Source organism: Flavobacterium reichenbachii, from assembly GCF_002217435.1.
Classification (GTDB): domain Bacteria; phylum Bacteroidota; class Bacteroidia; order Flavobacteriales; family Flavobacteriaceae; genus Flavobacterium; species Flavobacterium reichenbachii.
Window position 1 is genome coordinate 133,800 of record NZ_MUHF01000006.1, and the last position, 26,598, is coordinate 160,397.

Annotated in this window: 15 protein-coding genes; 8 read left to right on the forward strand and 7 right to left on the reverse strand. The window is 35.5% G+C overall.

Annotated elements, in window-relative coordinates; all coding sequences use genetic code 11:
• Positions 1-57 precede the first annotated feature (57 nt).
• From B0A68_RS06695 to B0A68_RS06720, 6 genes are all read right to left on the reverse strand, one after another.
• Positions 58-4,149 (reverse strand): two-component regulator propeller domain-containing protein, encoded by a 4,092-nt coding sequence (locus B0A68_RS06695; RefSeq protein ID WP_035689090.1) that lies wholly within the window; start codon positions 4,147-4,149, stop codon positions 58-60.
• Between the two features lie 248 nt (positions 4,150-4,397).
• Positions 4,398-6,074, reverse strand: coding sequence for a glycosyl hydrolase family 28-related protein (locus B0A68_RS06700; protein WP_051892859.1), 1,677 nt, complete (start codon positions 6,072-6,074; stop codon positions 4,398-4,400).
• Positions 6,075-6,230: 156 nt separating this feature from the next.
• Entirely contained in the window at positions 6,231-7,415 is a 1,185-nt protein-coding gene (gene uxuA, locus B0A68_RS06705) for a mannonate dehydratase (protein ID WP_035689093.1), read from the reverse strand.
• Between the two features lie 115 nt (positions 7,416-7,530).
• Complete coding sequence (locus tag B0A68_RS06710; RefSeq protein WP_035689097.1) at positions 7,531-8,343, reverse strand: SDR family oxidoreductase; 813 nt, start codon at positions 8,341-8,343, stop codon at positions 7,531-7,533.
• 50 nt (positions 8,344-8,393) lie between these two features.
• Positions 8,394-9,059 (reverse strand): beta/alpha barrel domain-containing protein, encoded by a 666-nt coding sequence (locus tag B0A68_RS06715; protein ID WP_035689099.1) that lies wholly within the window; start codon positions 9,057-9,059, stop codon positions 8,394-8,396.
• A 15-nt stretch (positions 9,060-9,074) separates the two neighbouring features.
• Positions 9,075-9,524: a YhcH/YjgK/YiaL family protein gene (locus tag B0A68_RS06720; protein WP_035689101.1), complete on the reverse strand. Its 450-nt coding sequence runs from the start codon at positions 9,522-9,524 to the stop codon at positions 9,075-9,077.
• Between the two features lie 169 nt (positions 9,525-9,693).
• Here B0A68_RS06720 and B0A68_RS06725 point away from each other — a divergent pair, with 169 nt between their 5' ends.
• Positions 9,694-10,701 (forward strand): substrate-binding domain-containing protein, encoded by a 1,008-nt coding sequence (locus B0A68_RS06725; RefSeq protein WP_262486769.1) that lies wholly within the window; start codon positions 9,694-9,696, stop codon positions 10,699-10,701.
• 22 nt (positions 10,702-10,723) lie between these two features.
• Here the strand turns inward: B0A68_RS06725 and B0A68_RS06730 are convergent, their stop codons facing one another.
• On the reverse strand, positions 10,724-11,899 hold the full coding sequence (locus B0A68_RS06730; protein ID WP_035689107.1) for a DUF4861 family protein: 1,176 nt from the start codon (positions 11,897-11,899) through the stop codon (positions 10,724-10,726).
• 170 nt (positions 11,900-12,069) lie between these two features.
• Between B0A68_RS06730 and B0A68_RS06735 the strand changes: the two genes are divergently transcribed.
• From B0A68_RS06735 to B0A68_RS06765, 7 genes are all read left to right on the forward strand, one after another.
• Entirely contained in the window at positions 12,070-12,534 is a 465-nt protein-coding gene (locus B0A68_RS06735; protein WP_035689110.1) for an NUDIX domain-containing protein, read from the forward strand.
• Between the two features lie 88 nt (positions 12,535-12,622).
• Positions 12,623-13,261 carry an HAD family hydrolase gene (locus B0A68_RS06740; protein WP_035689113.1) on the forward strand — a complete coding sequence of 213 codons (639 nt, stop codon included), beginning with the start codon at positions 12,623-12,625 and terminating at the stop codon, positions 13,259-13,261.
• Positions 13,262-13,508: 247 nt separating this feature from the next.
• Positions 13,509-16,439, forward strand: coding sequence for a triple tyrosine motif-containing protein (locus B0A68_RS06745; protein WP_035689116.1), 2,931 nt, complete (start codon positions 13,509-13,511; stop codon positions 16,437-16,439).
• 364 nt (positions 16,440-16,803) lie between these two features.
• Positions 16,804-19,458 carry a beta-1,3-glucanase family protein gene (locus B0A68_RS06750; RefSeq protein WP_035689119.1) on the forward strand — a complete coding sequence of 885 codons (2,655 nt, stop codon included), beginning with the start codon at positions 16,804-16,806 and terminating at the stop codon, positions 19,456-19,458.
• A gap of 120 nt (positions 19,459-19,578) precedes the next feature.
• Positions 19,579-21,198 (forward strand): glycosyl hydrolase family 18 protein, encoded by a 1,620-nt coding sequence (locus B0A68_RS06755; protein WP_051892864.1) that lies wholly within the window; start codon positions 19,579-19,581, stop codon positions 21,196-21,198.
• A gap of 185 nt (positions 21,199-21,383) precedes the next feature.
• The gene (locus B0A68_RS24665) at positions 21,384-24,248 is read left to right on the forward strand and encodes a carbohydrate-binding protein (protein ID WP_240475317.1); all 2,865 of its coding nucleotides are present in this window, start codon (positions 21,384-21,386) and stop codon (positions 24,246-24,248) included.
• 429 nt (positions 24,249-24,677) lie between these two features.
• Positions 24,678-26,598: metallophosphoesterase family protein (locus tag B0A68_RS06765; RefSeq protein ID WP_089069695.1), on the forward strand; the 1,921-nt coding region annotated here is incomplete at its 3' end.

Here is a 26,598-nt window from a genome sequence, read left to right on the forward strand (position 1 = left end):
AAAAGGGTATCTAAAAATACAGATACCCTTTTTTAAGCCTTGAAAATAGTGACTTTGCTAAATTATAGCAGAAGATTTGAAAAATTTATCGGCAAATTGAGATGGAGTCTCGCCATATTTTTTCTGGAAGCATTTACTAAAGTATTTGGGATTATTAAAACCGACTTTATAACTAATTTCTGAAACCGTTAATTTATTTTGTTCTAATAATTGAGCCGCACGTTTTAATCTGATTTCATGAATGAATTCGTTTGGGGTGTAATTGGTCCAGGCTTTTACTTTTAGAAATAACATGGTACGGCTTACGCCAAGTTCTGAACAGAAAAACGGAATATCAAAATGCTCGTTCGAAATGTTTTCTTCTACAATCTTGAATGCTTTTTTAAGCAGTTCTTCGTCCAGAGAAGAAACTGTTATTTCTGATGGAATAAAATTGTCATCGCTTGTAAATTTAGCTTTTAAACGTTCGGTAGAATTCAAGAGATTTTTTACACGCAGTTTAAATTCAATTAAATTGAAAGGTTTACTAATGTAGTCATCGGCGCCGCTTTCTAAACCTTCAAATTTATACACCAGCGAAGTTCTGGAAGTCAGCAGAATTACCGGAATATGACTTGTTTTTAAATTCTCTTTTATTTTAGAACAAAGTTCGGTTCCTACCATTTCGGGCATAATGACATCGCTGATAATTAAATTCGGAAGATGTTTTAAAGCTTTTTCAAGCGCGGTTTTTCCATTTTCAGCTTCAATAATATTGTAGTCTTGCTTGAGTAAATTTTTCATAAACGTACGCAGTACTTTATGATCTTCTACAATCAGAATGGTTTGTTTTTCTGCATTGACCACAAAATCATCAATATCTTCCGGTTCTGTAATTTCGGTGGTTTCGAGCTGTGACGTATATTGTTCTATATCATCGCTGATTTTAAAATCCTGAATAATTTCAGTTTCCAAAAGATGTTCTTTTCCTAACGGAAGCGTAACCGTAAACACAACGCCTCCGGTTGGCTTATTGACAACATCGATGCTTCCTTTATGCAGTTTGACAATGTTTTTTACAATAGATAATCCAATTCCGGTTCCTTTATTATAATTTTCCTGAATGTTATTGTGCATCGGAACTTCAAAAAACAAATCGAAAATTTTATCAATATGTGCCGCCGAAATTCCAACTCCCGAATCTTCTACAGCGATAAGAATGTTTGTATCATTTCGTGAAATTTGAAAATGAATGTCGCCGCCTTTTGGCGTATATCTAAAAGCATTTGAGATTAAATTATAAAAAACACGCTCTAGTTTATATCGGTCAAAATAAACCAAAATTTCCTCTTCATCGGCTTCAAAAGTATAATTATAACCTCCGTCTTTGGCATATTCAATAAAAGATAAAAAGATTTCTCTGGTAAATTTTACGATATTTCCGTTAGCAGATTCCAGCGTAACCTGATGATTTTCAAGTTTTCTGAAATCCATTAAGCGGTTAATGAGGCTTAAAAGATGATTGGCGCTTCCTTCTATAACCAGCAGTTTTTTGTACATTTCGTTAGTGCCGTTATAATTGGCTAAAATTTGCTGTAAAGGACCCAGAATTAAAGTCAGCGGAGTTCTGAATTCGTGCGAAATATTAGTAAAGAAATCTAATTTTGCAATGTTGTTTTCTTCTGTGCGCTTGGATTCTAAGTATTCTAATTCTAATTTTTGTTTCAGCCGTGCTTTCGATTTCATAATCCAGATCAGGCCGTACAAACCTAAACCAATCGTAATTCCGTACAATAAAAATGCCCATACGCTTCGCCATGGCGCGGGTTTTACCACCACTGTAAGCGAGGTTGGAGTTGGATTCCAGACGCCGTCATTGTTTGCGCCGCGAACTTCAAAAACGTAAGTTCCCGGATTCTGAATGGCAAAAATTGCTTCTGTATTTTTTGTTGTCGTCCAGTTATTTTCTAAGCCTGTTAAGCGATAACTGTATTGATTGTTTTTGGATCGAATGTAATTTGGAATGGCAAAACTTATCGTAAAATTGGCTTTGTCGTAATCCAGCGTAATGGTTTTGGTGTATCCAATACTTTTTTCGAGGATTTTTTCACTGTGATTCGGATCAATAGTTTCATTTTTAATTTTCAAATTGGTAATTAAAACCTGTGGAGCATATTGATTTAAAGAGATTTTCTTCGCATCAAAAAATGTTGCGCCAGAAGGACTTCCAAAGTAAAATTGATTTGAATCGAGTTTTAATGCAGCATTATCATTAAATTCATTGCTCGCCAAACCGTCTTTCTGATCGTAAATAACAATCGTCTTCAGACTGGTGCTGTATTTAATGATTCCTTGATTGGTGCTGATCCAGAGGTTTTTATCGTTGTCTTCCAAAATAGAATGAATCGAGGTGATGACCGCATTTCCGACTTTTAAATTGATTTTGTTAAATTTTTTTCCGTCAAAATAATGAAGACCTTTTGCTTTTGTCCCGACCCAGATTTTCTTTTGACTGTCCTGAAACAGCGTCAAAATATCATCTCCGGATAAAGAGGCGTGATCAAAAAAGTAATGTTTAATGTTATATTTATTCGGATTAAAATTTTGCAGCGGAATATAATTTAAGCCGTTTTGCGTACCAATCCAAGCGCCTTTATTTGGGTCTATTAAAATGGTGCGGACAATTGTATTGGTTAAAAAATTAGGTTTGGATGTGTCATTTTCGATAATCTGATAGGTTTTTAAAACGGTGTTGTATCGAATCAAGCCTTTGCCAAAAGTGCCAATCCAGATCGTTTCATTTCCTTCTGCTTTTATCGAATAAACGCCGGATTCTTTTAAAAGGTTATTTAAATCAGAAGAAATTCGGCTGTCTTCGATTTTTTTTGTCGAAGTATTATACGCCGATAAACCTTTGGAAAAAGTACCAATCCATAAAATATTTCCGGCCAGGCACATCGATTTGATATCGTTTTTGGCAGTTTGTCCGGTTTTACTGTTGATGTAAGTTGTGTTTTCTGTATTTCTGTTAAAGATTGTAATACCGCCGCCTTCGGTTCCAAAATAAATATTCTGATTTTGATCTGTGATGATAGAACTGACAACATCAAAACTCATCGGAATTTTTTTAGAATTCTGATTGTAATTGGAAAAATTGACATTTGAAATGTCCCAAATATTCACGCCTTTGTAATAACAGCCAATCCAGACCGAGCCTTTTTTATCTATAAAAACCGATTTTACTTTGTCGATTCCGGTGCTGTTATTGCTGTTGTTTATTTTTTGAAGACTTCGGTCTTTTCCATAAATATAAATACCGTCGTAAGCGCCAATCCATAAAGAACCCTGATGGTCTATTGCAAGAGAACGAATGTCTGTGTTGATTTCTTTGTACTTCTGAATCGATAAAAAAGAAATAAAACGATTTGATTTTACATCCAGTTTTAAAAGTCCTTTGTTTTTGGTTCCAACCCATAAACTGCCGTCATTATCTTCTTTTAAGGCTTGAACGTTTAGAAAATCAATTGTATTTAATGGATAATTTTTAAAAGAAAATTTCCCGTTTTTTCTACTTACAAGTTCACATAAACCTTTTGTAGTTCCAATCCAGATCTGGCCTTTTTTTGTTTTTAAAATACTAAGAATGTTATTACTCGGAAGTGTAGACTGATCAGTATCCGAATGAAAAACTGAGGTAAATTGGTTTGTTTTTTTATTGAAAATTGTTAATCCTTTTGAGGTTCCAAACCACATTTCGCCATCAATTTCTTTAATGCTCCACACGGCGTTATTACTTATTGTGTGGTTGGCTTTGGTATGTAGGTATCTTGTAAAAGTATTAGAAACAGGATTATAACAATTTAATCCATTATAAGTTCCCACCCAGATTTTTCCTGACTGATCTTCTTCAATAGCTAAAATATCATTATTACTGATTGAGAATTTATTATTGACATCATTTCTAAAAATAGTAAATCTGCTTCCGTCGTATTTATTGAGTCCGTCGCGCGTACCAAACCACATCTGCCCAAATTTATCCTGATGAATCGCAATAACAGAACTCTGCGAAAGTCCGTCGGTTGTAGAAATGTTTTTTAGCCGATATTTATTTTGGGAAAATATATTCCCCAAAACAGATACGATTAATAGAAAGGCTATTTTGTATTTCATAGCGTTGTTTTTAAGGTGCAAAGGGACAAAGGAATAAAGGTTCAAAGTTTTTGTTCTTCGCGACTTTTCGAGATTAATTTAAACTGTTGCAAATATTTAAATACATAGAAACATAGATTTTTCTTTTAAAATTAGCTAATCGAAAAAACTAGTTTTCTACACACAGGTAAGCGTTAAGTCTATGTTTGTTCATGCGAGTGAAACGCCTTTTTAAACATTCTAAAAAACTATGTTTCTATGTGTTTAAATTAATTTTTTAATCGTTTTTGAAGTTGGTAATCATACAATGATGGAATTTTTTCCATTGATGTATTCAGAAATTCAATATAAGGATCGGGATCGTATTTTACATCGAATTTAGCATTTCCATTCACGCCGATTATTCGGGCAAGAGCGCCATCTTTCATTCCGTACAATAAAATTGTTTTATCAGAAGGATTGGAAACCTGAACATTCAGATTCCAAAAAGTACTGAACGGTCCGTGAGAAGGCTTCCAGTAATCAGCACCGCCGCCGCCAAAAAGAGCATAACTATTGTTTTTATCAGCGGTGAAATGAACCGTAATGTGATCAAATAAATTTTGATGATTTGCTCCTGAATGCTGATCTAAAAGAGGATCTGCAAAAATCTCACAGTTTTGATATACGTTTTTGGTCGCAAAAGTATTAAAACTCAAAGGATGAACAGCTTTATTGTAAATTTTCAGATTCTTAACCAGCACATTGTGAACACCGCCTAGAGTTACGGTATAATGTGCAAGATGAGTTCCGTCAGTAATAATATCTTCTATGGTTATATTCGAAATTTCTTCGGCTAGAATCCCGCTGTCAGCGTTTGTAATTTTCACATCTTTTACCCAGCTGTTAAAAAGGCGAGTTAGAAAAACAGCATTATTGCCAGGTTCAACATGATGCGCTATTCTGGGAATATCAGGAAAAGTAAAACGAAGATGTTCAATTCCGACTTCATTTAAATGTTTCCATTCTACTAACTGCGCCTGATAAACTGGCTTTATAGAAATAGTCAAAGGTGTTTTTATGGTGATTTTAGAACCAGCTATTTTAGTGATTTCAACTTGTTGTCTCACGATTGGCAATTTTGGAAATTTCCAATGATGCGAACCCGGCTTTACTTTTGCACCCTTGTATAAATCGGCAATGATTTCACCATTTTCGCCTTCTTTATTGAATAACTGCAATTCTACGATATCTCCGATTTTGAGGTTTTTTATTTCAGAAACCGTAATACTATGTTCGCCCATATTTCCCGTACTGACTTTGGCTAAAATATTTGGCGTTGGTTCATATTGATCCAAATACGATTTTACGCGTTCGTTAGGAACCTGTGTCCAGATAAAACCGCCCGACCACGCGTATTGCGAGAAAGGTAAGTCTACATTATTTTCTGGTTCGCGTTGTCTTTTGTCAAAAGTGGTAAGATATTCCCGAAGTTCTGCCAGAGATTCTGGATCTTTTAGATACATCAAAGGTCTTGGGCAGTAAATTTCTGTTCCGTTTTCTGCAGATGAAGTGCCTCTTAAGACAAAATTACTTCTTTCGATATATAAAATTTCACTCAAAATAATTCTTCCCGAAGGCAATTGAAGAATCACATTTCCCTTGGTTTCATTTGCTGCTTTTATTGCTTTTAATAAAGCTTTAGAATCGTCAAGATTGTCATCTGCTTTTAAGCCAAAATCGACAGCGTTTATTATTTTTCCTTGAAAGTCAGGAAGATTGGTTTCTCCAAAATGATATCCTGCGTAACTAAAATCTGGTAAATAGTCGGTCGCAGATTTTTGTTTTGCATTTAGAATTTTAGGTAATTCCTGGCTGTTTATGTGCAGCGGAATAAAAATAAAACTTATAAAAATACCGCAAAAGGTCCGGCGGTATTTTCCGGTTGGTTTGTTTTTGATAGTCATGATAGTTAGTAGTTTGCAGCATTTTGTTTTTTGGTAATGATTGCAAGTGGTCAGCTCACAATTTAATCTGAATTGAAAACAGAGACACGATCTTAAAAAAGCGAAATAGTTTTTAAAACGGTGTCTCTGTTTAATATTTTAGGTTGAAAACTAAATCTATAAAGATTTTTTTATTCCCATTTCAAGGCCTCTTAGTTCGGCTAAACCTCTTAAACGGCCAATTCCAGAATAACCCGGATTTGTTTTTTTCTTTAAATCATCGAGCATTTGGTGTCCGTGATCCGGGCGCATCGGCAGGGTACTGTTGTTTCTTTTTTCAACTTCAATAATTGCTTTTACGACTTCGTACATATCTACATCGCCTTCCAAATGATTGGCTTCGTAAAAACTGCCTTCAGCATCTCTTTCTGTACTTCTTAAGTGAATAAAATTCATCTTATCGCCATGACGTCTCACAATTCCCGGCAGATCATTATCAGCGCGCACGCCATACGAACCGGTGCACATTGTAAATCCGTTTGACTGCGAAGGCGCTGCATTCATTAATTCTATTAAATCTTCTTCAGTACTTACCACTCTTGGAAGACCCAAAATCGGGTAGGGAGGATCGTCAGGATGAATCGCCATTAAAACTCCTTTGCTTTCTGCAACCGGAATAATTTCTTTTAAAAAGAAGAAAAGATTATCCTTTAATGCTTGTCTGTCAATATGGTTATAACCGCTCAGAGTAACCAGAAAATCTTCAACAGAATAAGCTTCTTCGGCACCAGGAAGTCCGGCCAGAATATTTTGCTGTAATTTAATTTTATCTTCAGCAGTCATGGCTTCAAAATAGGTTTTTGCTTTTTGAGTTTGTTCCTGCGAATATTCTTTTTCTGCTCCCGGTCTTTTCAAAATAAACAATTCAAAGGCCGCAAAAGCATTAATATCAAATCGAAGTGCTTTTGATCCGTCTGCAAGTTCATAAGAAAGATCAGTTCTTGACCAGTCTAAAACAGGCATGAAATTATAACAAACGCATTTGATCCCGCACAAAGCTAAGTTTCTAATACTTTCTTTATAATTTTCAATGTATTGAAGGTAGTTTCCAGTTTGTTTTTTAATGTCTTCATGTACCGGAATACTTTCTACAACAGACCAGGTCAAACCCGAAGCTCCTTTTTTAGGATCGCCGTTCTGATGTTCGATTTCTACTTTTCTTTTTATAATTTCTTCAATTGTCCAGACTTGTCCATTTGGTATATGGTGCAGTGCCGTTACAATTCCGGTTGCTCCGGTTTGTGCAATATCTTGTAAAGAAACAGGATCATTTGGTCCGAACCATCTTAATGTTTGTTCCATTTTTTATGTTTTAGTTCCTGCAAGGTTTTTAAAACCTTGTAGGTTTAAATTATATACTATTATTATAAGCAAAATACCTGCAAGGTTTTCAAAACCTTTCAGGAAGAGAGAAATTTTAAATACTTGTAGCAGCAAATCCGCCGTCTACTTTTAAGATCGTTCCCGTTACGAATTTAGACATATCGCTGCATAAAAATAAAAGTGCACCGTCAATATCTTCGGGAGTTCCAAATCTTCCCATTGGCGTATGGTCGATAATTTTTTCGCCTCTTGGAGTTAATTTTCCTTCTGGAGTAAGCAGTAAAGCTCTGTTTTGTTCGCCAATAAAAAAGCCGGGCGAGATAGCATTTACACGAATTCCTTCTCCATATTTTTGGGCTAATTCAACCGCCATCCATTGTGTAAAATTATCAATAGCCGCTTTAGAAGCAGAATACCCCACAACTCTTGTTAAAGGTCTTTGCGCAGATGCAGACGAAATATTGATGATATTTCCAGTTTTCTGTTTAGCAAAAAGTTCCGAAAAAACTTGAGACGGAAGCATTGTTCCAATAATATTCAAATCGATAACCTTTTGTAAGTCTTCTGTTTTCATATCATAAACTGCCTGATCTGGAGTAATTGTTGCACCGGGCATATTTCCGCCTGCTGCATTGATTAGAATATCAAGACGACCGTATTTTTCTACAATAAAATCTCTGGCTTTTTCTAATTCTTCCTTATTTAAAACATTCGCCTGAATTGCAAATGCTTGTCCGCCATTGCTTTCGATTGTTTTTACTGTCTTTTCTGCTTTTTCAATAGACTGAGAAACGATTCCTGTAATTACGCCTTGTTTAGCCAAAACGTTTGCAAAATTACTTCCTAAAACTCCCGCTCCTCCTGTAATAAGTGCTATTTTTCCTTTTAGATTAAAAATTGAATCCATTTAAATTTATAGTTTGTGTGTGTTAGATAGTTTGTGATAAAGAGCTGTAATTATTTTTTTCTAATGGTTTCAATTAATTCCAAAACTCTTTTGGTTTCTTTTTCGATGGTGTCGTAAGCTTCATAATCCATTACTTTTTTACTGATTAATTTGCTTCCCATTCCCACAGCAGAAACTCCAGCTGTAAACCAGCTTTGAATACTTTGTAAAGTAGTATCAACACCGCCGGTTGGCATAAAAATCAAGTTCGGAAAAATATCTTTGATGCCGCTCATAAAATCCGGACCTAAAATATTGCCTGGAAACAGTTTAATAAACTGTACTCCGGCATTTTCTGCAGTTATTATTTCGGTCGGCGTCATACATCCGGGAGCATACAAAACCTCTTTGCCTATGAGGAAAGCTGCAACTTCAGGAACAAAACCCGGACTTATAAAAAAGTCAGCTCCGGCTTCGTAAAAAGTTTCTGCCTGCGCTAAATTTTTGATGGTGCCAATTCCTAAAAGCATTCCCGGTAATTCAGCATTTCTTATTTCGACCATTTTTTTGAAGTTAGAAACTGCTTCCGGACCTCTGCTGGTATATTCTACCGCTTGTATTCCAACATTATAAAGTGCTTTTAAAACGGCAATACTTTTATTTTCGTCTGCATTAAAATACAAAGGAAGCATTCCTTGATTTACAATTACTTCGATACTTTTTTGAATAGTGCTCATAACTTTTGTTTTTGCTTAAATTTTTACTTTAAAGACAATTTTTTTAAGAAGTCCGCTGCCAATCATTGCGGCGTGCACATCTTCGGGATATAAAATGGCAAATTGTTTTTCCTGCAGTTCAAAAAACATATCAGGTTTATCATGAAAAAAACGAACGTCTTTCTCATCGCTGTAAGCTCCATTTGGGCTGACGCATTTTTCTCTTGGTTTCCATGCAAAAGTTTCGGCACCTTTTATAGAAATTTGAATATCGATGTTTTTATCATGACACTCAAAACCTTTTATGCTTTCTTCTCGTGATGCGCCTTCGCCATGAATAACGATTATTTTTAAACCTTCTGTAATTTCAAAAGCGCCCGGCTCAAGAGATTCAATATCATTTTGATTTACATAATCAAAAGCTTTTTTAAAATTAGGATGCAGACTGTAATATTTAGCCGCATTATGTAACGAATCTACGATCATATATTTTTATTTTTTGGTTTGAATGAGTTTGCGTGTGCGTACACGGAATTTATACAAATGTATATAAAAGTAAAGCAAAACAACTTATCTTAGCCAAAAATAATGAATTTAAAAGCGAACTTTTTATTTAATTAACTTAAAAAGAATCAATATCATAACGATAAAAAAAATTGCAGAATTAGCCGGCGTTTCTATGGGAACCGTTGACAGAATTATTCATAACCGCGGGCAGGTTGCTCAGGAAAATGTGGATAAGGTAAATGCTATAATTGAAAAATACGGTTATAAAAGAAATATTCTTGCAAGTAATCTTGCGCTGAATAAGAAGTTTCGTTTTGCCGTTTTTTTGCCTCAGTATGAAAAGCTGGAATATTGGAAAAGCCAGATTATCGGAATAGAAAAAGCTGTATTGGAATTTAGCAAATTTGGAGTCGTATTAGATTATTTTTTTTATGATTTTAATGAAGTTTCTTTTAAGAAAACAGTCCAAAAAGTTTTAGAATTTGACTGTGATGCTTTGCTCTTTGCACCAATTTTTCATGAAGAATCGATTCATTTTTTACAGGAATATGAAAAAAGAAATATACCCGTTGTAATGATTGATTCTAATATTGATTCTGAAAGTAAACACGCTTATGTAGGGCAGGATGCCTTTCAGAGCGGTTATCTGGCAGGCAGGCTTAGCAGCTTTGCGGTAAAAAACAAAAGACATATTTTAATTTGTAAAATTACCAGGGAAATAGAAAGCACTTCTGTCTACTTACAGCGTATAGATGGATTTTATTCTTTTTTTAAAGATCATGAAGAGCTTACAAATTTTAAATTTTCAGAGATAACAATTAAAGATTCCGGATTTGATCAGCTGACATTAGACATGTTTTCAGGAATTAACAGCATTTTTGTTCCGAACTCAAGAGCCTATATTGTCGCTGGATTTCTTGAAAAAAACAATATAAAAGGAGTTCGTATTATTGGTTATGATTTGTTGAAAGAAAACATCGAATATCTAAACAAAGGCATAATTGACTTTTTGATAAATCAAAGACCAGAAGATCAAGGGTATATGGGAATTACTTATTTGTACAAAAAACTGGTTCTTCAGGAAGAAACAGAAAAGACACATTATATTCCGCTGGAGATTATTTTGAAAGAGAATTATTCTCCTGCAAAGAATTAATTCTAATATTCCATGGCTAGGTTTAATGCTGCTTCTTAATTTTTACCATCAATGGATTATTAACCTTTTCAGCAAAAGAGCTCAAATATTTTTCCCATTCTTGTTGATTTTGAAACGGACTTCCTTTTTTCCATCCAAAGCCTGCATAGTATATCGCTTTATTATTTTTGACATCGATATTTCCGTAAAGATTGCTCAGATCTTTTTCATCTGTAACATGATTATCAATGCTTTTTAAAGTGTTTTTTGGCGCAATTAATCCCAATCCAATTTCAGAATCGTCAATTGGTTCCCAATAACTCAGCCAGCCTTGTTTTAAATTTGTTCCCGTAGTTCCTTTTTTATCGTGAAGCGTAATTCCGGCAGCAATACTTTTTGTTCCGGTAATATGGATTTCAAATCGAGAGAGATAACTTCCGTAATCTAAACTAATCAATTTTGATTCGGTTATTTTATTGCCTTTCGCATCCCAATCGGCGTAGGTTAAAATAAAACTTGTTCTGATCGGCCCGGTTGTAATGGTTTTCCAGCTGACGAAATTCTTAGAGAAATAATATTTTCCATCTGCTTTTACGGCAATTCCTCCAATACCGCGGCTGTCTCCTACATGAAAATTATCCAAACCTTCGCCAGTATCTTTATGATACGTTCCCGTTCCGTTAGTTGCTTTTTCGTACCATTTATTAATAATTGGATACTCGACTCTTTTCAGCCAGGCATCGATACCGCTGGTCAGCGTACCGCCTGCAATTTTGTCTTCTACCATTTTTTGCGCCACAGGTCCGTAAGTTCTAAAAGCGACTTTGTTATTTTCCCAGGCATAATCGTCTGTACGTTCTGGGACAAAACGAGAATAACAATTGACAGTTTTTGATGAAGAAGGATTTGTCCCTGGCAAAACTTCAAAATCCTGTTTAGAAAAAGCTTTTATTTTGGGCTGAAACAGCAGTATGTCGGCACTTCCGTCGCCGTCATTATCGACTGTCTGCGTTTCTAGAAACGAATTGGTACTAATTTCTTTTACAGTATAATCTTCGAGTTTAGCAGTAGCAGTTAATCCCAAAGTTTTTTTAGTTAATTCAATAGTTTCAAATTCTCGATCAACGGCCAAATTGTTTGTTACGGTAATGATTTTACTTTGAGAAAAGCCGGAAAAATTGACTGTGAGAATGGTTATAATTAAAAGATGTTTTTTCAAAATAGATTATTTTAATTTTTTAAAATGGGTTTGATAGGATTTTATAAAATTACAAATCAAAAATTAAATACGAATACAGAATAGGAGTGATTTTGTACAATAGTTTGATAATGAAGGAATAAAATAGTTAATAAAGAAAAGCTTATCTTTAAATATTAAATGACAATAAGATGAAACAAAGCGCAGGTATATTAGTATATAAATTTGTAGACAAAACCATATTTTTCCTTTTGGTTCATCCCGGCGGACCTTTCTGGAAAAATAAAGATTTAGAAAGCTGGTCTATTCCGAAAGGGGAATTTACAGAAGATGAAGATGCGCTAGATGCTGCGATTCGGGAGTTTAAAGAAGAAACTGGTTTTGAGGTCGATGGTGATTTTATTAAATTGGAATACGTAAAGCTTAAATCGGGTAAAATAGTTTATGTCTGGGCAGTAGAATTTGAGCTTGATGAAACTTTAATAAAGAGCAATGATTTTGAAATGGAATGGCCTCCCAAATCTGGAAAACTTCAAAATTTTCCCGAAATTGACAGGGCAGAGTGGTTTCAGACAGCCGATGCACTCAAAAAAATAAATCCGGCACAAGCTGATTTTATTGTTCAAATGGTTTCAAAAATTTCATCTTCACTTTAAATAAATGCTTTTTATAAAATAATTCGTAATTTACCTCTATATCATGCTGCACTTTAGAAAGCAGTTTGATTTAATGTAAATAACCACTATGAAAGTTAAATGTATTATTTTTGATTGTGATGGAGTTTTAGTCGATACTGAAAAAATTGGTAACGGAATATTGCTTTCCATGGCATCAGAATACGGTTTTAAAATGGAAATCGAAGAGGCGTACCGTAATTTTAACGGTCGAAATCTAAAAGATTGTTTTAGACATATTGAAGAAACTATCGAACACAAACTTCCTGATACTTTTGAGGAAGAATACCGCCAAAAAAGCTTCGAGGCTTTTAAAACTCAGGTAAAACCAATGGAAGGTGTTGTCGATTTTATAGAAAAACTGCAAATTCCGTATTGTGTCGCTTCCAGCGGACCAGTAGAAAAAATCCGTTTAAACCTTGAAGTGTCAGGTCTGCTGGATAAATTCGAAAATAAAATATTCAGTTCATATCAGATAAACAGCTGGAAACCAGAACCAGGAATATTTCTGCATGCTGCAAAAGAAATGGGCTTTGATGTAAAAGACTGCATCGTTTTAGAAGACAGTAAAGCTGGTGTAAAAGCAGGTATAAACGGCGGATTTAAAGTATATGGTTTTGCAAATGGTTTTAACAACAAAGATCTGGAAGAAGAAGGAGCAATTCTTTTTAGCAGTTATGAAGAGCTAAGCAAGAAGCTTCAATTTTAATCTAATTCATAAATATCTAATTACCACATTATCAAATTATCTAATTTTAATGTAATTTGTTACATTAAAATAAATTTTTATATATTTGAGTTTCGACATTCTCTTTTTTGAGCTATTAATAATATCAAATTAATAAGCATTTGCTTGAAGAATCGAATGGTTTTACCTGAAAAATGATTTTTCCCAAAGGATTATTTTCAGTTTGTGATTTCCCAATAATCACAAGTAACCTACATACAGAAACAAAATGACGAAATTTGTAATTAGAATTTTAGTTCTATTAGTATCGCTTATTTATCCAGATCTAAATGCTCAAATAAAAAAGATTGGAGTTCCTTTTATCACCAATTATAGTCCGAAGATTTATAAATCGGCTTCAGAAAATTGGGATGTTTTGCAAGATTCAAAAGGCATGATGTTTTTTGCGAATCATTTTGGAATCATGCAGTTTGACGGTGTCCGGTGGAGTATTGTAACGCAGCCCCAAAATAAAAGTATGGTCCGCTCGATGGTCATCGATAAAAATGACAAAATATACGTGGGTGCGCAAGGTGATTTTGGCTGTGCATCTCAGTTACCAAACGGACAATATCAATACACTTCTCTGGTAAAACTGCTTCCAGTTTCTGCTCGAAATTTTGGAGACGTTTTTCATACTATTATTTACAAAAACGAAGTGATTTTCTTTTCTAATGAAGGAATCTTTATATACAGAAATGGTCAAATTAAAGTTTTAAAGTCTGAGGCAAATTTTGAAGATTTATTTGAAGTCAATAACGAAATCTACGTTATAGATAATGCAAAAGGTTTACTCCACTTAAAAAATGACAACCTGATTCCTGTTGTAGAGGCTGAAAAGTTTGCCGGAATGAAAATTAGAAAGATATTCGGAGTTAAAAACGGTCTTTTATTACTCACACAAAAAGACGGACTTTTTATTTATAAAGATAACCAGATCACGCCCTTCATAACCGAAGCAGATGATGTACTGAAACGAAATCAAATTTCGGTTGCAATTCGGTTTTCTGATGGATATATTGGAATTGGGACACGCCAGTCGGGTTTGATAGTTATAGACGGTTCAGGACATTTAATACAGCATATCAGCAGGCAGACCGGACTGCAGCATAATTATGTGACGAATCTTAAAACGGATAAAGAAGGCAATTTATGGGTAACACTCAAAGAAGGAATTTCTCTGATACAGATTTCTTCGCCTTTGTCGAGAATTTTGGACAGTTCAAATTCAGAAACCAGAATCTACTGCAGCCAGATTTATCAGAATAAATTATATGTCGGCACAGACAATGGTTTATTCTGGCTCGATTGGGAAGATTACAAAAACGGAAAAAGAGAAAACGTACATTTTGAGCATGTTGCAGGAATGTCCGAAAATGTCTGGAATATCGGAGTGTTTGGCAATTCACTTTTGGCTTTTGAGAAAAACGGAATTTTTGAAGTCAAAGGTAATTCCGCGAAAGCGACAGCCAAAATAGACGGCGCATGGAAAGGTGTTTTGATTCCGAATCAACCCGATTTATTGCTTGCCGGAGGTTACAAAGGATTATATCTTCTAAAAAAAAGCAACGGATCGTGGGTGTATCAGCATAAAATAAAAGGTTTTGATGAAAGCAGCAGAATCATCGAAACGGATAAAGATGGAAGTATTTGGATTGCTCACGGTTACAAAGGAATTTTTAAACTTAAATTTAATAAAACACTTGATGCCGTTTCTGAAGTTCGGTTTTACAATCAGAAAAATGGTTTTCCGTCGAGTTTGTTTCTGAATACTTTTAAAGTTGATGATCAAATACTTTTTGGAACGACAAAAGGAGTTTACAAACAAAATCCGGCTTCGAAGAAAATGATTCCGGATCCTTTGTTTAAGAAATATCTTGGACAGGAAAATCATATTCGTCTTCTTAAACCGGATGATCAAAATAATATCTGGTTCGTGTCTGGCGAAAATACCGGAAAAATATCTAAACATGCCAACGACCGTTTTGATGTTGAGGAACTTTCGTTTAGAAAACTCAGATATTTATATGTTCCCGGTTTCGAAAATATTCAAACGACAAAAACCGGAGATGTGTTTTTTGGGACACAGGATGGATTAATTCATTATAGTTCTGTTCAAAAGAAGAAATATCAAACGAAATATAAAGCGGTCATTTCAGAAGTTAAAAGCTTTTTTCCCAAAGACAGTCTGCTTTTTTCCAGTCGATATGAAGCGCTTCCAAGTAAAACAGGTGCTGCAGAAGATAAATTATCTGCTGTTATACCTTACTCCAATAATGCACTTCACTTTTCTTTTGCATCGCTTTTTTTTGACGAGCCAGATGCTACAAAGTACGAATACTGGCTGGAAGGTTTTGAACCAAAATGGTCAGAATACAGTCTTCAAACCGAAAAAGAATATACTAATCTACCCGAAAACGAATATGTTTTTCATGTAAGGGCAAAAAATATTTACGATGTAGTGAGCGAAGAAGCAGTTTTTCGTTTTGAAATTCTACCGCCTTGGTATAGAACATTATGGGCTTATATTTTGTATGTGATACTTTTTGGAATTTTAATTTATAAGATTATTAAATACCAAAAAAATCTGGCAGAACGCGATCGTAAACAATTAATTCTGAGTCAGGAAAAAGAACTGCTTCATAATCGAGCTGCACTAAACGAACAAAAACTGGTATTGGAACAGGAAAATATGGCGATCATGCGGGAGAATCTAGAAGCAACGATCAATCTCAAAAATGCCAAAGTGGCGTCGAATACCGTAAACCTCATTCATTTAAACGAAATCCTGCTTTCGATAAAAGAGCTGATTGGACAGATTGATAAGAAAAATGATCCGAATGTAAATTTTAGTTTACTGAATAAAATCAATAAATTAATCGATCATGAATTACAGGGAGACAAGCATTGGAACGAATTTGAAGAAATTTTCAATCAGCTTCATGATAATTTTATCCAGCGGTTAAAAACAAGTTATCCAGAACTCACACCTCGCGATATGCGATTGTGCGCGTATCTGAGAATGAACTTCAATACAAAAGAAATTGCACCTCTTTTGGGAATTTCTGTTCGAGGTGTAGAAGATACCCGATATCGCATCCGCAAAAAGTTACAGCTTCCTTCTGAGGCAAACATAACCGAATTCATCCTTAATTTCTAGTTTTTAATTATTAAGTAAAATCTCAAGTAGTTTTACGCTTTTTGACGGCTATTTATTACATTTTTTTGTAAGTACCGTAGTCAAACCGTAACCAAAAATGTAAGTCTTGCCTGATTTATTAGTTAATATTGCGTTGTTGTTATGTAAAAATATAATCTATTTTTTACAAAGCATTTTTTATAACGGAATACTATTTACTAATATAAAAAACTAAAAAATGAAACAGAATGACTCTTTTTTTACCCGCTTTCTCATAACACACTACAATCCCAGCTTTATGTCAGATCCAATTACTGACAGATAATGAAGTCATGATATGATGACTTTGTTTGAATCTATTTACGTAACCCCAAATTATTTAGATATGAAAAAAAATCGACTTCAGAGATTTTCAATTTTGTCAGCACTTTTTTTAGTGTTTTCAAATCTAATGTACGGACAAGGTCCCGTACCTTTTACAATTAGTAATACTTCGACTTTTAATGATAACGAATTGTATGTAGCGATTGTCGGGATCGATTACACAACAGGAAATCATGTTTGGGTAAATGCCAAAACCAGTCAGGTATTACCAATGAATGCTTCTTACAACACCGTTACTGGACCCACTTATGGCGGTAATACAGGACCTGGCCAAAACTCAAAGTATGCAGCTTGTTTTACAAAACTGAGTGAGATTCCTAACAAAACTTTTACACTGCCTTTAATTGCAGGATGCAGGGTTTTTATCTCAAAAGGACAGCAGCTGTATTTTTATTTTTTTGGTGCTAATGGAGCTCCTTCGGGATATGCATCGCCAAACGCACAAAACGCGACAGATCCTAATCAAGGTATTTTATATGAAATGATCGAATTGACTAATAATCAGTACGGTTTCTTTGGAAATCCAACAAGAGTGGATTCTTATAAATACCCAATGGGACTTGAATTATTTGGCGCCAATGGTTACCAAAAGAAAGTAGGAGACTTAAAAAAACATGCCGATATCGTAGCCGCTTTTAAAGCCAATGTTCCGGCAGAATTTCAAGGTTGTGTAAACGAAACCACAGGCGAAATTACAGCTCCTTCTAAAACTGCAGCTTTTGCAGATGGAACCGGAGCTTATGCAAATTATTTAAAATCCTACATTGATGCTATCTGGAACAAATATAAAAATGAAGATTTAATCTTTTATGCCGGAGATGCCGGAGTTTTTAAAGGAAGAGTTATTGGCGAACAACTAGAAATGGTTGGGCAGTCGGGAGGTTTTACAGGAAGAACCGGACGCGTACAAAACCGACCGACCACTCAGGAAGCACTTGAAGGAAAAGGTGTGCTGGACAGAAGATTGGTCGACGGAGATTTAGATCTTGTAATTCAGTCGCAGTTAACCGCAGCCATAAACCGTCATGTTGTAAATACGACTACACCAAATCCGGGGCAGCAAAACTGGTATGATGCATCAAAATATTATCAGGTAAACCCAACGAATCATTATTCTAAATTCTGGCATTTACCAGGAATCAATATCGACAATCTGGCATATGGATTTGCTTATGATGATGTTGCAGATCAATCGCCGTCGCTTCATTCGCCGCAACCAACAAAAGTTATTGCTGTTTTTGGAGGTTATGCAGGAACCGTTCCTTCTGTTCCGGCATCTACAGATGTAATTACGGTTTATAAAGATTGTAATTATACTGGATTTTCTGGCGGACTAACTATTGGAGATTATAATCTGGCGCGTTTAAATTCTTTAGGAGTTTTAAATGATGATATATCTTCGCTTAAAATCACACAAGGTTATCAGGCAATTTTATATCAGGATGATAATTTTACCGGAACTTCAACGGTAATTAATGCTGATAATTCTTGTTTAAACGCAACGTGGAACGACAAAGTAACGTCTATTAGAATTCTGGCAAACGGTACAACCACTTTAGGAAATCAGACTTTCTTTTTGCAAAACAGAAATAGTAATCTCTACATGGATGTCTGGAATGCGAGCTTAGCAAACGGAGCAGGTGTAAATCAAGGTGCTTTGAACTCGGCAAACAATCAGAAATTTACTTTAACACATTTAGGAGACGGACTTTATAAAATTATTGCCAATCATAGTGGTCAGTCTCTGGATGTAAATAATTTCAATAAAGCTAATGGCGCACGTGTAGAGCAATATCCGTACAATGCAACTACAAATCAGCAGTTTATTTTAGTTAGTACTGGCGATGGCTTTTATAAAATTGTTGCCCGTCACAGCGGAAGAATAGTGGAAGTTGCCGGAGCAAGCACAGCATCTGGTGCTATTGTGCAGCAATGGGACAACAACAATCAGACTTGCGGACAATGGAAATTAGTTCCCGCATCATCTTCTCAGGCTTCTGTTTTAATTCAGGCCGAAGATTATACATCCATGAGCGGCATTCAGGTAGAAACCACAACAGATACAGGAGGAGGCTCTAATGTTGGTTACACCGAAACAGGTGATTGGTTGGCCTATAACAGTATCAATTTTCCAATAACAGGTTCTTATTTAATTGAATATAGAGTAGCAAGCGGTGTTACAGGCGGTAAATTATCATCTGATCTTAATGCTGGTGCAATTGTTTTAGGAAGCGTTGATATTCCCAATACAGGCGGATGGCAAAACTGGCAGACTGTTTCTCAAACCGTAAACGTAAATGCCGGAACATACAATTTCGGAATCTACATTCAAAATACCGGAATGAACATCAATTGGATCAAAATAACTAAAGTGGGGAACGCTGCAGCGAAAACAGCTTCTGTTCAAACTGTGGAAGAAGAACCTGCTGCAACAGCATTAAACATTTATCCAAGTCCGGTAGAAAGCACACTTTATTTAACTGCAGATCTTTCTGGAGGAAATGTAAAAATAGTAGATGCACAATCAGGAAGTGCAGTTTCTTCTAACCAAATCAATGGAAAAAGTATTGATGTTTCGCATTTGAAAAAAGGAATCTATTTTATTGTTTTTGAAAAAGACGGCACAAAAACCATCAAACGTTTCATTAAAAAATAATTTAAATTTTAGGCTTTAGATTGGAATTTGGCTTTGATACTATTGATGCCAAATTCCGATTCAAAGCAATCTAAAGTCTAAAATTTCAATCCCCCAATTAACCTATTAAAACAAAACATTATGAAAGACAATTACAGAAGAATGTCGGTAAAATGGATTCTCATTTTAATGTTGTGCATTTTTAATTACACTGCAGCACAAAAGAAAGTAATCGCTTATGTTCCTAACTGGATTGATTTGAATTCTTTTTCGAGCACAATTCAGTACAGTAAATTAACGCACATAAATATTGCCTTTGAAAATCCCGATGCGAGCGGCTATCTAACTTTTAATTCTGGAAATAATGCGATTATAAATACGGCACACGCTCAGAATGTAAAAGTTTTTGTTTCTCTTGGAGGAGGCGCAATTTCTGAAGGAGGTGCCATTCGCGACAATTATTTCAATCTGATTACTCCGGCAAACAGAACCGCATTTATACAAAAAATCTACGATTATGTTGTTGCTCATAATTTTGACGGAGTCGATGTAGATTTAGAAGGCCCGGCAATTAACGGAGACTATGGAGGTTTTGTAATTGCATTGGCAAACAAACTTCATGCAAACGGAAAGTTAATTACAGCAGCACTTTCAGAAGGCTATGGCGGTGCAAATGTGCCCGTATCTACTTTTGCAGCTTACGACTGGATTAATATTATGGCTTATGACGCAACAGGACCGTGGGCACCTGGAACTCCGGGACAGCATTCTCCTTACAGTATGGCGGTAAATCAGTTTAATTACTGGACAGGAAGAGGATTGCCAGCCAGTAAAGCTATTATAGGAGTTCCGTTTTACGGATATGGTTTTGGAGCTTCTGCCAATCAGGGAATTTCTTATGCTAATATTGTAAATCAATATCCGGGAGCAGAAAATCAGGATCAGGTTGCTAATACAATTTATTATAACGGAATTCCAACAATTAAACAAAAGACAACATTTGCAATTCAGAATGCAGGCGGTGTTATGATTTGGGAATTATCTCAAGACGCAGCAGGTTCAAAATCTCTGCTTACAGCAATCAATCAGGTCATTACAGGAAGTCAGCCCCCAGCAGGAAATGTAATTCAAGCCGAAAATTACTCAGCAATGAATGGTGTACAGACAGAAGCTACAACAGACACTGGCGGAGGATTAAATGTTGGTTATTGCGATACCGGAGACTGGATGGCGTATTACAACATCAATTTTCCAACTTCTGGGACTTATACAATTGAATACAGAGTGGCAAGTGCAGTTTCTGGAGCCAGATTATCTTCAGATTTAAATGCAGGAACGATTCAGCTTGGCAATGTAGATGTTCCCAATACAGGAGGATGGCAAAATTGGCAGACCGTTTCGCAGACCGTTAATGTAAATGCAGGAACGTATAATTTTGGAATATACATTCAAAATACAGGCGTTAATCTCAATTGGTTTAAAATCACTAAATCTGGTGCTGCTTTGGCTGCGAAATCGGCTGCTTTAGATAAAATCGAAAGTCTGAATATTTATCCCAATCCAACAGAAAGCCAGCTTTTCTTTAGTGCAGAAGTTTCTGGAGGAAATGTAGATATTATTGATACTCAAGGCGGCGCAGTGGTTTCTTCGCAGACAGCGGCAAACAACAGTATTGATGTTTCTACATTGAAAAGCGGGATCTATCTGATTTCAGTAGAAAAAAACGGAATCAAAACTGTGAGACGTTTTATCAAAAAATAACTTTTATTGGCACATAGAGACATAGCTTTTCTTTCTGGATAAAGGCGAATCATAGTTTGTCACGTCTCACTATGTTTAAAAAATAGTTTTTTAAGATTACTTTTTTGTAAAAGCAAAAATCTATGTTTCTATGTGTTTAAAAAAACATCAACTCAAATTGTAACCCTTTTAATCCCCAAATTAATATGAATAACAATTACAGATTTACCTTAACATTCCTTATGTTTCTTGCTTTCTGCAGTTTTGCAGCGGCACAGACTTCTTTAGGTTCTAGTAAAACGTTCTTGGATAACCTACGAAAAGAACAAACCACTTCGTCAACCTCAAAAAATGCAGAAAAAACAGTTTTGCTTCAGGCGGAAAATTCAAAGAGTTTCAGTGGAAAAGTAAACTATAAAGAATCTGATGTGACAACTGAATTTTTAATTGGAGAAATTAAAAACATTGCAGAATCTTCTTTTTATATCAAAGTGAAAGATAAAACTCTGGAAGGTCATATTCTTCTAAAAAAAACAAAAGAAGCTTACAAATATTATTCTGATGCACAAGGAAATGCGTATGTAAAAAAAGTAGACATCAATACTTTGATTTGTCTTGATTATAAAAATGTGCCATCCAAAACAAATGCAGCAGCAAAAACAACAGCAGCTGCAGCAATCGCGCCAGCGCTTTTAAATCTTCAAAGTTTACCGGGCGCAGCAGGCTGTGTAATGCTTGATTTTGACGGTTACAATATGCCTGCAGGAAATCTTTGGAATAACGGAAATGCCATAAATGCAGCGGCATCTGGAATGAGTGATGCAGCGGTACAGCAGCATTGGGAAGTGGTCTCTGAAGATTATCGCCCTTTTAATGTAAACGTTACGACAAATGAAGCCGTTTTTAATTCTTACCCAAGAAACAGAAGAATGCGCGTAGTGGTAACGCCAACAAATACTGCAGCTCCGGGTGCAGGAGGTGTTGCTTATATTGGCTCTTTTAACTGGGATAATGATGTGCCGTGCTGGGTATTTGTTACTTCTGGAAAATCAGGCGGCGATGCATCTTCGCATGAGGTCGGACATACTTTTGACCTTGGTCACGACGGACGCACAAGTCCTGCCGAAGATTATTTTATAGGCTTAGACGGAACTTCTTGGGCGCCAATTATGGGTGCAGGTTATTACAGACCAGTTGTACAATGGAGCAAAGGCGAATACAATAATGCCAACAACAAACAGGATGATGTGGCAATAATTGCCAGTGCTAAATTTGGAGTTGGATACCGTGGAGACGATTACGGAAATACTACAGCTGCTGCAGCCACTTTAGATTATAATGCAAGCGGACAGATCAATCAGAAAAACGGAATTATTTCGAGCGAAGCCGATTATGATTTTTTCAGTTTTACAACGGGTGGCGGAAATGTTGCTGTTAATGCTAATACTGTCAGCAGAGATGGAAATCTGCATCTAGTAATCAGATTGTATAATTCTGCAGGAGCAGAAATGGGAGCGTATTGGAATTCAGATCCATTTGCTTTAAATGCTTTTATGAGTGTTAATCTTCCGGCTGGTAAATATTATATTGGTGTAGACGGCAGCGGTGCAGGAAATGCAGGCAGCGGCGGTTATTCGGCTTACGGTTCTATCGGCAGTTATTCGATTACCGGGACAATTCCGCCGGGAGGAAATATCAGTCCTTCTACAGATGTAATTACAGTTTATAAAGATTGTAATTATACCGGATTCTCTGGCGGATTAACGATTGGAGATTATAATCTGGCACGTTTAAATTCTTTAGGCGTTTTAAATGATGATATTTCGTCGCTTAAAGTTACGCAGGGATTTCAGGCAATCTTGTATCAGGATGATAATTTTGCAGGAACTTCAACAGTAATTAATTCTGATAATTCCTGTTTAAACACAACGTGGAATGATAAAGTGAGTTCGATTCGTATTATTGCAAACGGAGTTACGACTCTAGGAAACCAGACTTTCTTTTTGCAAAACCGTAACAGCGCACTCAATATGGATGTTTGGAATGCAAGTTTGTCCAACGGAGGCAACATTGCGCAGGGAACAGCCAATGGCGCAAACAACCAAAAATTTACCTTTACACATTTAGGCGATGGTTTGTATAAAATTATTGCCAACCACAGCGGGCAGTCTATAGATGTCAATAATTTTAATAAAGCAAATGGTGCCAATGTAGAGCAGTATCCGTACAACGGAACTACAAATCAGCAGTTTATTTTAGTTGCAGCAGGCGATGGCTTTTATAAAATTATAGCACGCCACAGCGGCAGAATTGTTGAGGTTGCCGGATCAAGTACCGCTAATGGCGGTAATGTACAGCAATGGGACGACAATGGTCAGACTTGCGGACAATGGAAACTAATTTCTACAACTTCTGCTCAGACATCAACTTTAATTCAGGCCGAAGATTATGCTTCCATGAGTGGTATTCAGGTAGAAGCGACTACAGATACAGACGGAGGTTCAAACGTGGGTTACACTGAAACGGGTGACTGGCTGGCGTACAACAATATTAATTTTCCAACAACAGGTTCGTATTTAATCGAATACAGAGTCGCAAGCGGCGTTACCGGCGGAAGATTATCTTCTGATTTAAACGGAGGAACCATTATTTTAGGAAACGTTGATATTCCAAATACAGGAGGCTGGCAGAACTGGCAGACCGTTACTCAGACGGTAAGTGTAAATGCAGGAACCTACAATTTCGGAATCTACATTCAAAATACCGGAATGAACATTAACTGGATTCGAATTACCAAAATTGGCAATGCAGCAGCAGCTTCAAAAGTTATTGAAGAAGAAACACCAATTGCGGCTTTAAATGTATATCCAAATCCAGTTTCAGAAACTTTATTTTTCACGTCAGATGTATCTGGAGGAAATCTTAATGTAGTGGATTCTCAAGGTGTAATTGTCGGATCTCAAAAAGTAAACGAAAACAGTCTGAACGTTTCGAATTTAAGACAAGGTGTTTATTTTATTGTTTTTGAAAAGGAAGGAAAACGAACCATTAAACGATTTATCAAAAAATAGCTAACCCATTTGCCATAATGGTTTTAGATGCATTAAATTTTAGGTTTTAATGTAATTGCAGGCTGTCAGAAATGGCAGCCTTCTTTTTTGATATAATCTTAAAACAATCCGTTGGATGTAATTATATTCAGCACATTAAAACATAGTCCCGATCCCGAAACTTCGGGACGGGATAGATTTTGTAAACTTATAAAAGGCGTTTATTACTATGTGTGAAATCAAGATTTTTTAAAATTATCTTTTCTAAATATTTTAAAATCTATGTTTCTATGTGTTAAATTATTTTTTTGCTAATTATACTTAACGGGTAAAAATATTATTATTCCATAACAATACGATAAACTATTTTTGGGATAAAATCAATACACTTGCTGTATATTAAAAGCTTCAAAACTTTTGATAATCCCATTTTGATAAAGTTTAATACCTATGAAATTAAGAATTACACCGCTCTATATTTTTTCATTTTTTATTTTCTTCCACCTAAGTATTTCGGCACAAAAAGCTAAAAAAATAGAAGGCACTCAAATTGCTTTTTTGTCTGATGTGCATTTGCAGGATTTGTTCGGAACTTTTTCGGATAATGAATACAAAGGCATTTTAAATCCCAAAACGGGAAAACATGTATTAGTGAGAACAATGGCTTCACAATTGCATTCTACCAGAATTTTTAATGAAAACTATTTTGCCTTTATTGCCGCTCTTGAAGATATCGCCAGGCGAAAAATAAAATATGCAGCGCTTCCCGGAGATTATACAGACGATGGACAGCCGATACATGTAAAAGGTCTGGAAAAAATATTAGACCAATACAGCAAAAAATATGGTATAGAATTTTTTATAACTACAGGAAATCACGATCCCGTTGGACCATTTGCACAGGAATCGGGCAAAGAAGATTTTTTAGGAAAAGACGGTAAAAGTCAGCCTATTTATAGTAAAGACGGACTTTACCAGCCTAATTTGGCTTTAGAAAACCCAGTTGTGATTACGGCAGATATTGCAAAAATGGGTTATTTAGAAATTACGGATCATCTTAAAAACTTTGGTTTTCATCCTAATAAAAAATACAAATTCTGGGCAACTCCATTTTCAACTTATACGAGCCAGAATTATACTTTCACGAAAGCGGAAGAAAGTGCGCAGTTATCTAAAAGAGTTTATGAAGTAGCACCGGGTTATGAAGTGCCGGATGTAAGCTACGTTGTTGAACCTGTAGAAGGAATCTGGCTGATGGCAATTGATGGGAATGTGTATATTCCGAAGAAAAATGCAACATCAGACACCAAAGATTCTAAAAACTATTCTGAGGCAAGTACAGGATATAATAATGTGCTTTCGAATAAAAAACATCTAATTAAATGGGTTGAGGATATTTCGCGTGAAGCAGAAAAACAAGGCAAAACGCTGATTGCTTTCAGTCATTTTCCTATGATTGATTTTAATGATGATGCATCTGCTGAAATAAAAGAATTATTAGGTCCCAACAAATGGCAATTGAACCGAGTTCCTACCGAAGAAGTTGCACAGACCTTTGCAGATGCAGGATTGAAAATTCATTTTGGAGGTCATATGCATATTAACGATACGGGAATTAGAAAAACAGCAAAAGGAAATACTTTGGTCAATATCCAGACGCCGTCTTTGGCTGCTTATATTCCTGCTTACAAATTACTGACGTTTAAAAAAGATAATGTAGTAGATATACAAACAATTACAATTGATAAAGTGCCGGGATTCAACGAACTTTTTGATTTGTATAAAATGGAATATCAATTTTTAGAAGCTCAAAAAACTAAGGATATTTGGAATAAGGATATTCTGCAGACTAAAAATTATCATGATTTTACCGATTTCCATTTGAAGGAATTGGTTCGTCTGCGTTTTCTAAAAGACGATTGGCCAAATTCTTTCAAGGATTTTATTTTGAATGTTTCGGCAGAAGATTTACTGCTTCTGGCCAATATAAAATCGGATAAAGATTATAGTGAACTTTTAAAAAACAAAGCCAATTACAATAAAGAATGGTCTGAGACTCAAATAAAACTAGAAAAATCTTTGGCAGAGAATAAAATCAAAAAACAAGATCTAAATTGGACTGGATACGATTTGCTTGTTGATTTTTATCGTTTTAGAAGTGCTGATGAACTAGCTGTTGTTGATGTGGGAGAGAAAAGAATTAAACATTATAAAATCTTGTCAAAGCTGTTTTTTGAAAATTATAAAGAAGATCAAAAACCACTGCAAAATCAGTTTAGATTGTTCCTGATTATCTTTGATAAATTCATGCACGAAGTTCCGGCAGATCATTTTACTTTTGACTTGAAAATGGGGCTGATTAACCGCAAAG

Bases quoted from the DNA above. Each gene is read 5' to 3' on its own strand.
- B0A68_RS06695 (WP_035689090.1), bottom strand. From the start codon at position 4,149: ATGAAATACAAAATAGCCTTTCTATTAATCGTATCTGTTTTGGGGAAT.
- B0A68_RS06700 (WP_051892859.1), bottom strand. From the start codon at position 6,074: ATGACTATCAAAAACAAACCAACCGGAAAATACCGCCGGACCTTTTGC.
- uxuA (WP_035689093.1), bottom strand. From the start codon at position 7,415: ATGGAACAAACATTAAGATGGTTCGGACCAAATGATCCTGTTTCTTTA.
- B0A68_RS06710 (WP_035689097.1), bottom strand. From the start codon at position 8,343: ATGGATTCAATTTTTAATCTAAAAGGAAAAATAGCACTTATTACAGGA.
- B0A68_RS06715 (WP_035689099.1), bottom strand. From the start codon at position 9,059: ATGAGCACTATTCAAAAAAGTATCGAAGTAATTGTAAATCAAGGAATG.
- B0A68_RS06720 (WP_035689101.1), bottom strand. From the start codon at position 9,524: ATGATCGTAGATTCGTTACATAATGCGGCTAAATATTACAGTCTGCAT.
- B0A68_RS06735 (WP_035689110.1), top strand. From the start codon at position 12,070: ATGAAACAAAGCGCAGGTATATTAGTATATAAATTTGTAGACAAAACC.
- B0A68_RS06740 (WP_035689113.1), top strand. From the start codon at position 12,623: ATGAAAGTTAAATGTATTATTTTTGATTGTGATGGAGTTTTAGTCGAT.
- B0A68_RS06745 (WP_035689116.1), top strand. From the start codon at position 13,509: ATGACGAAATTTGTAATTAGAATTTTAGTTCTATTAGTATCGCTTATT.
- B0A68_RS06750 (WP_035689119.1), top strand. From the start codon at position 16,804: ATGAAAAAAAATCGACTTCAGAGATTTTCAATTTTGTCAGCACTTTTT.
- B0A68_RS06755 (WP_051892864.1), top strand. From the start codon at position 19,579: ATGAAAGACAATTACAGAAGAATGTCGGTAAAATGGATTCTCATTTTA.
- B0A68_RS24665 (WP_240475317.1), top strand. From the start codon at position 21,384: ATGAATAACAATTACAGATTTACCTTAACATTCCTTATGTTTCTTGCT.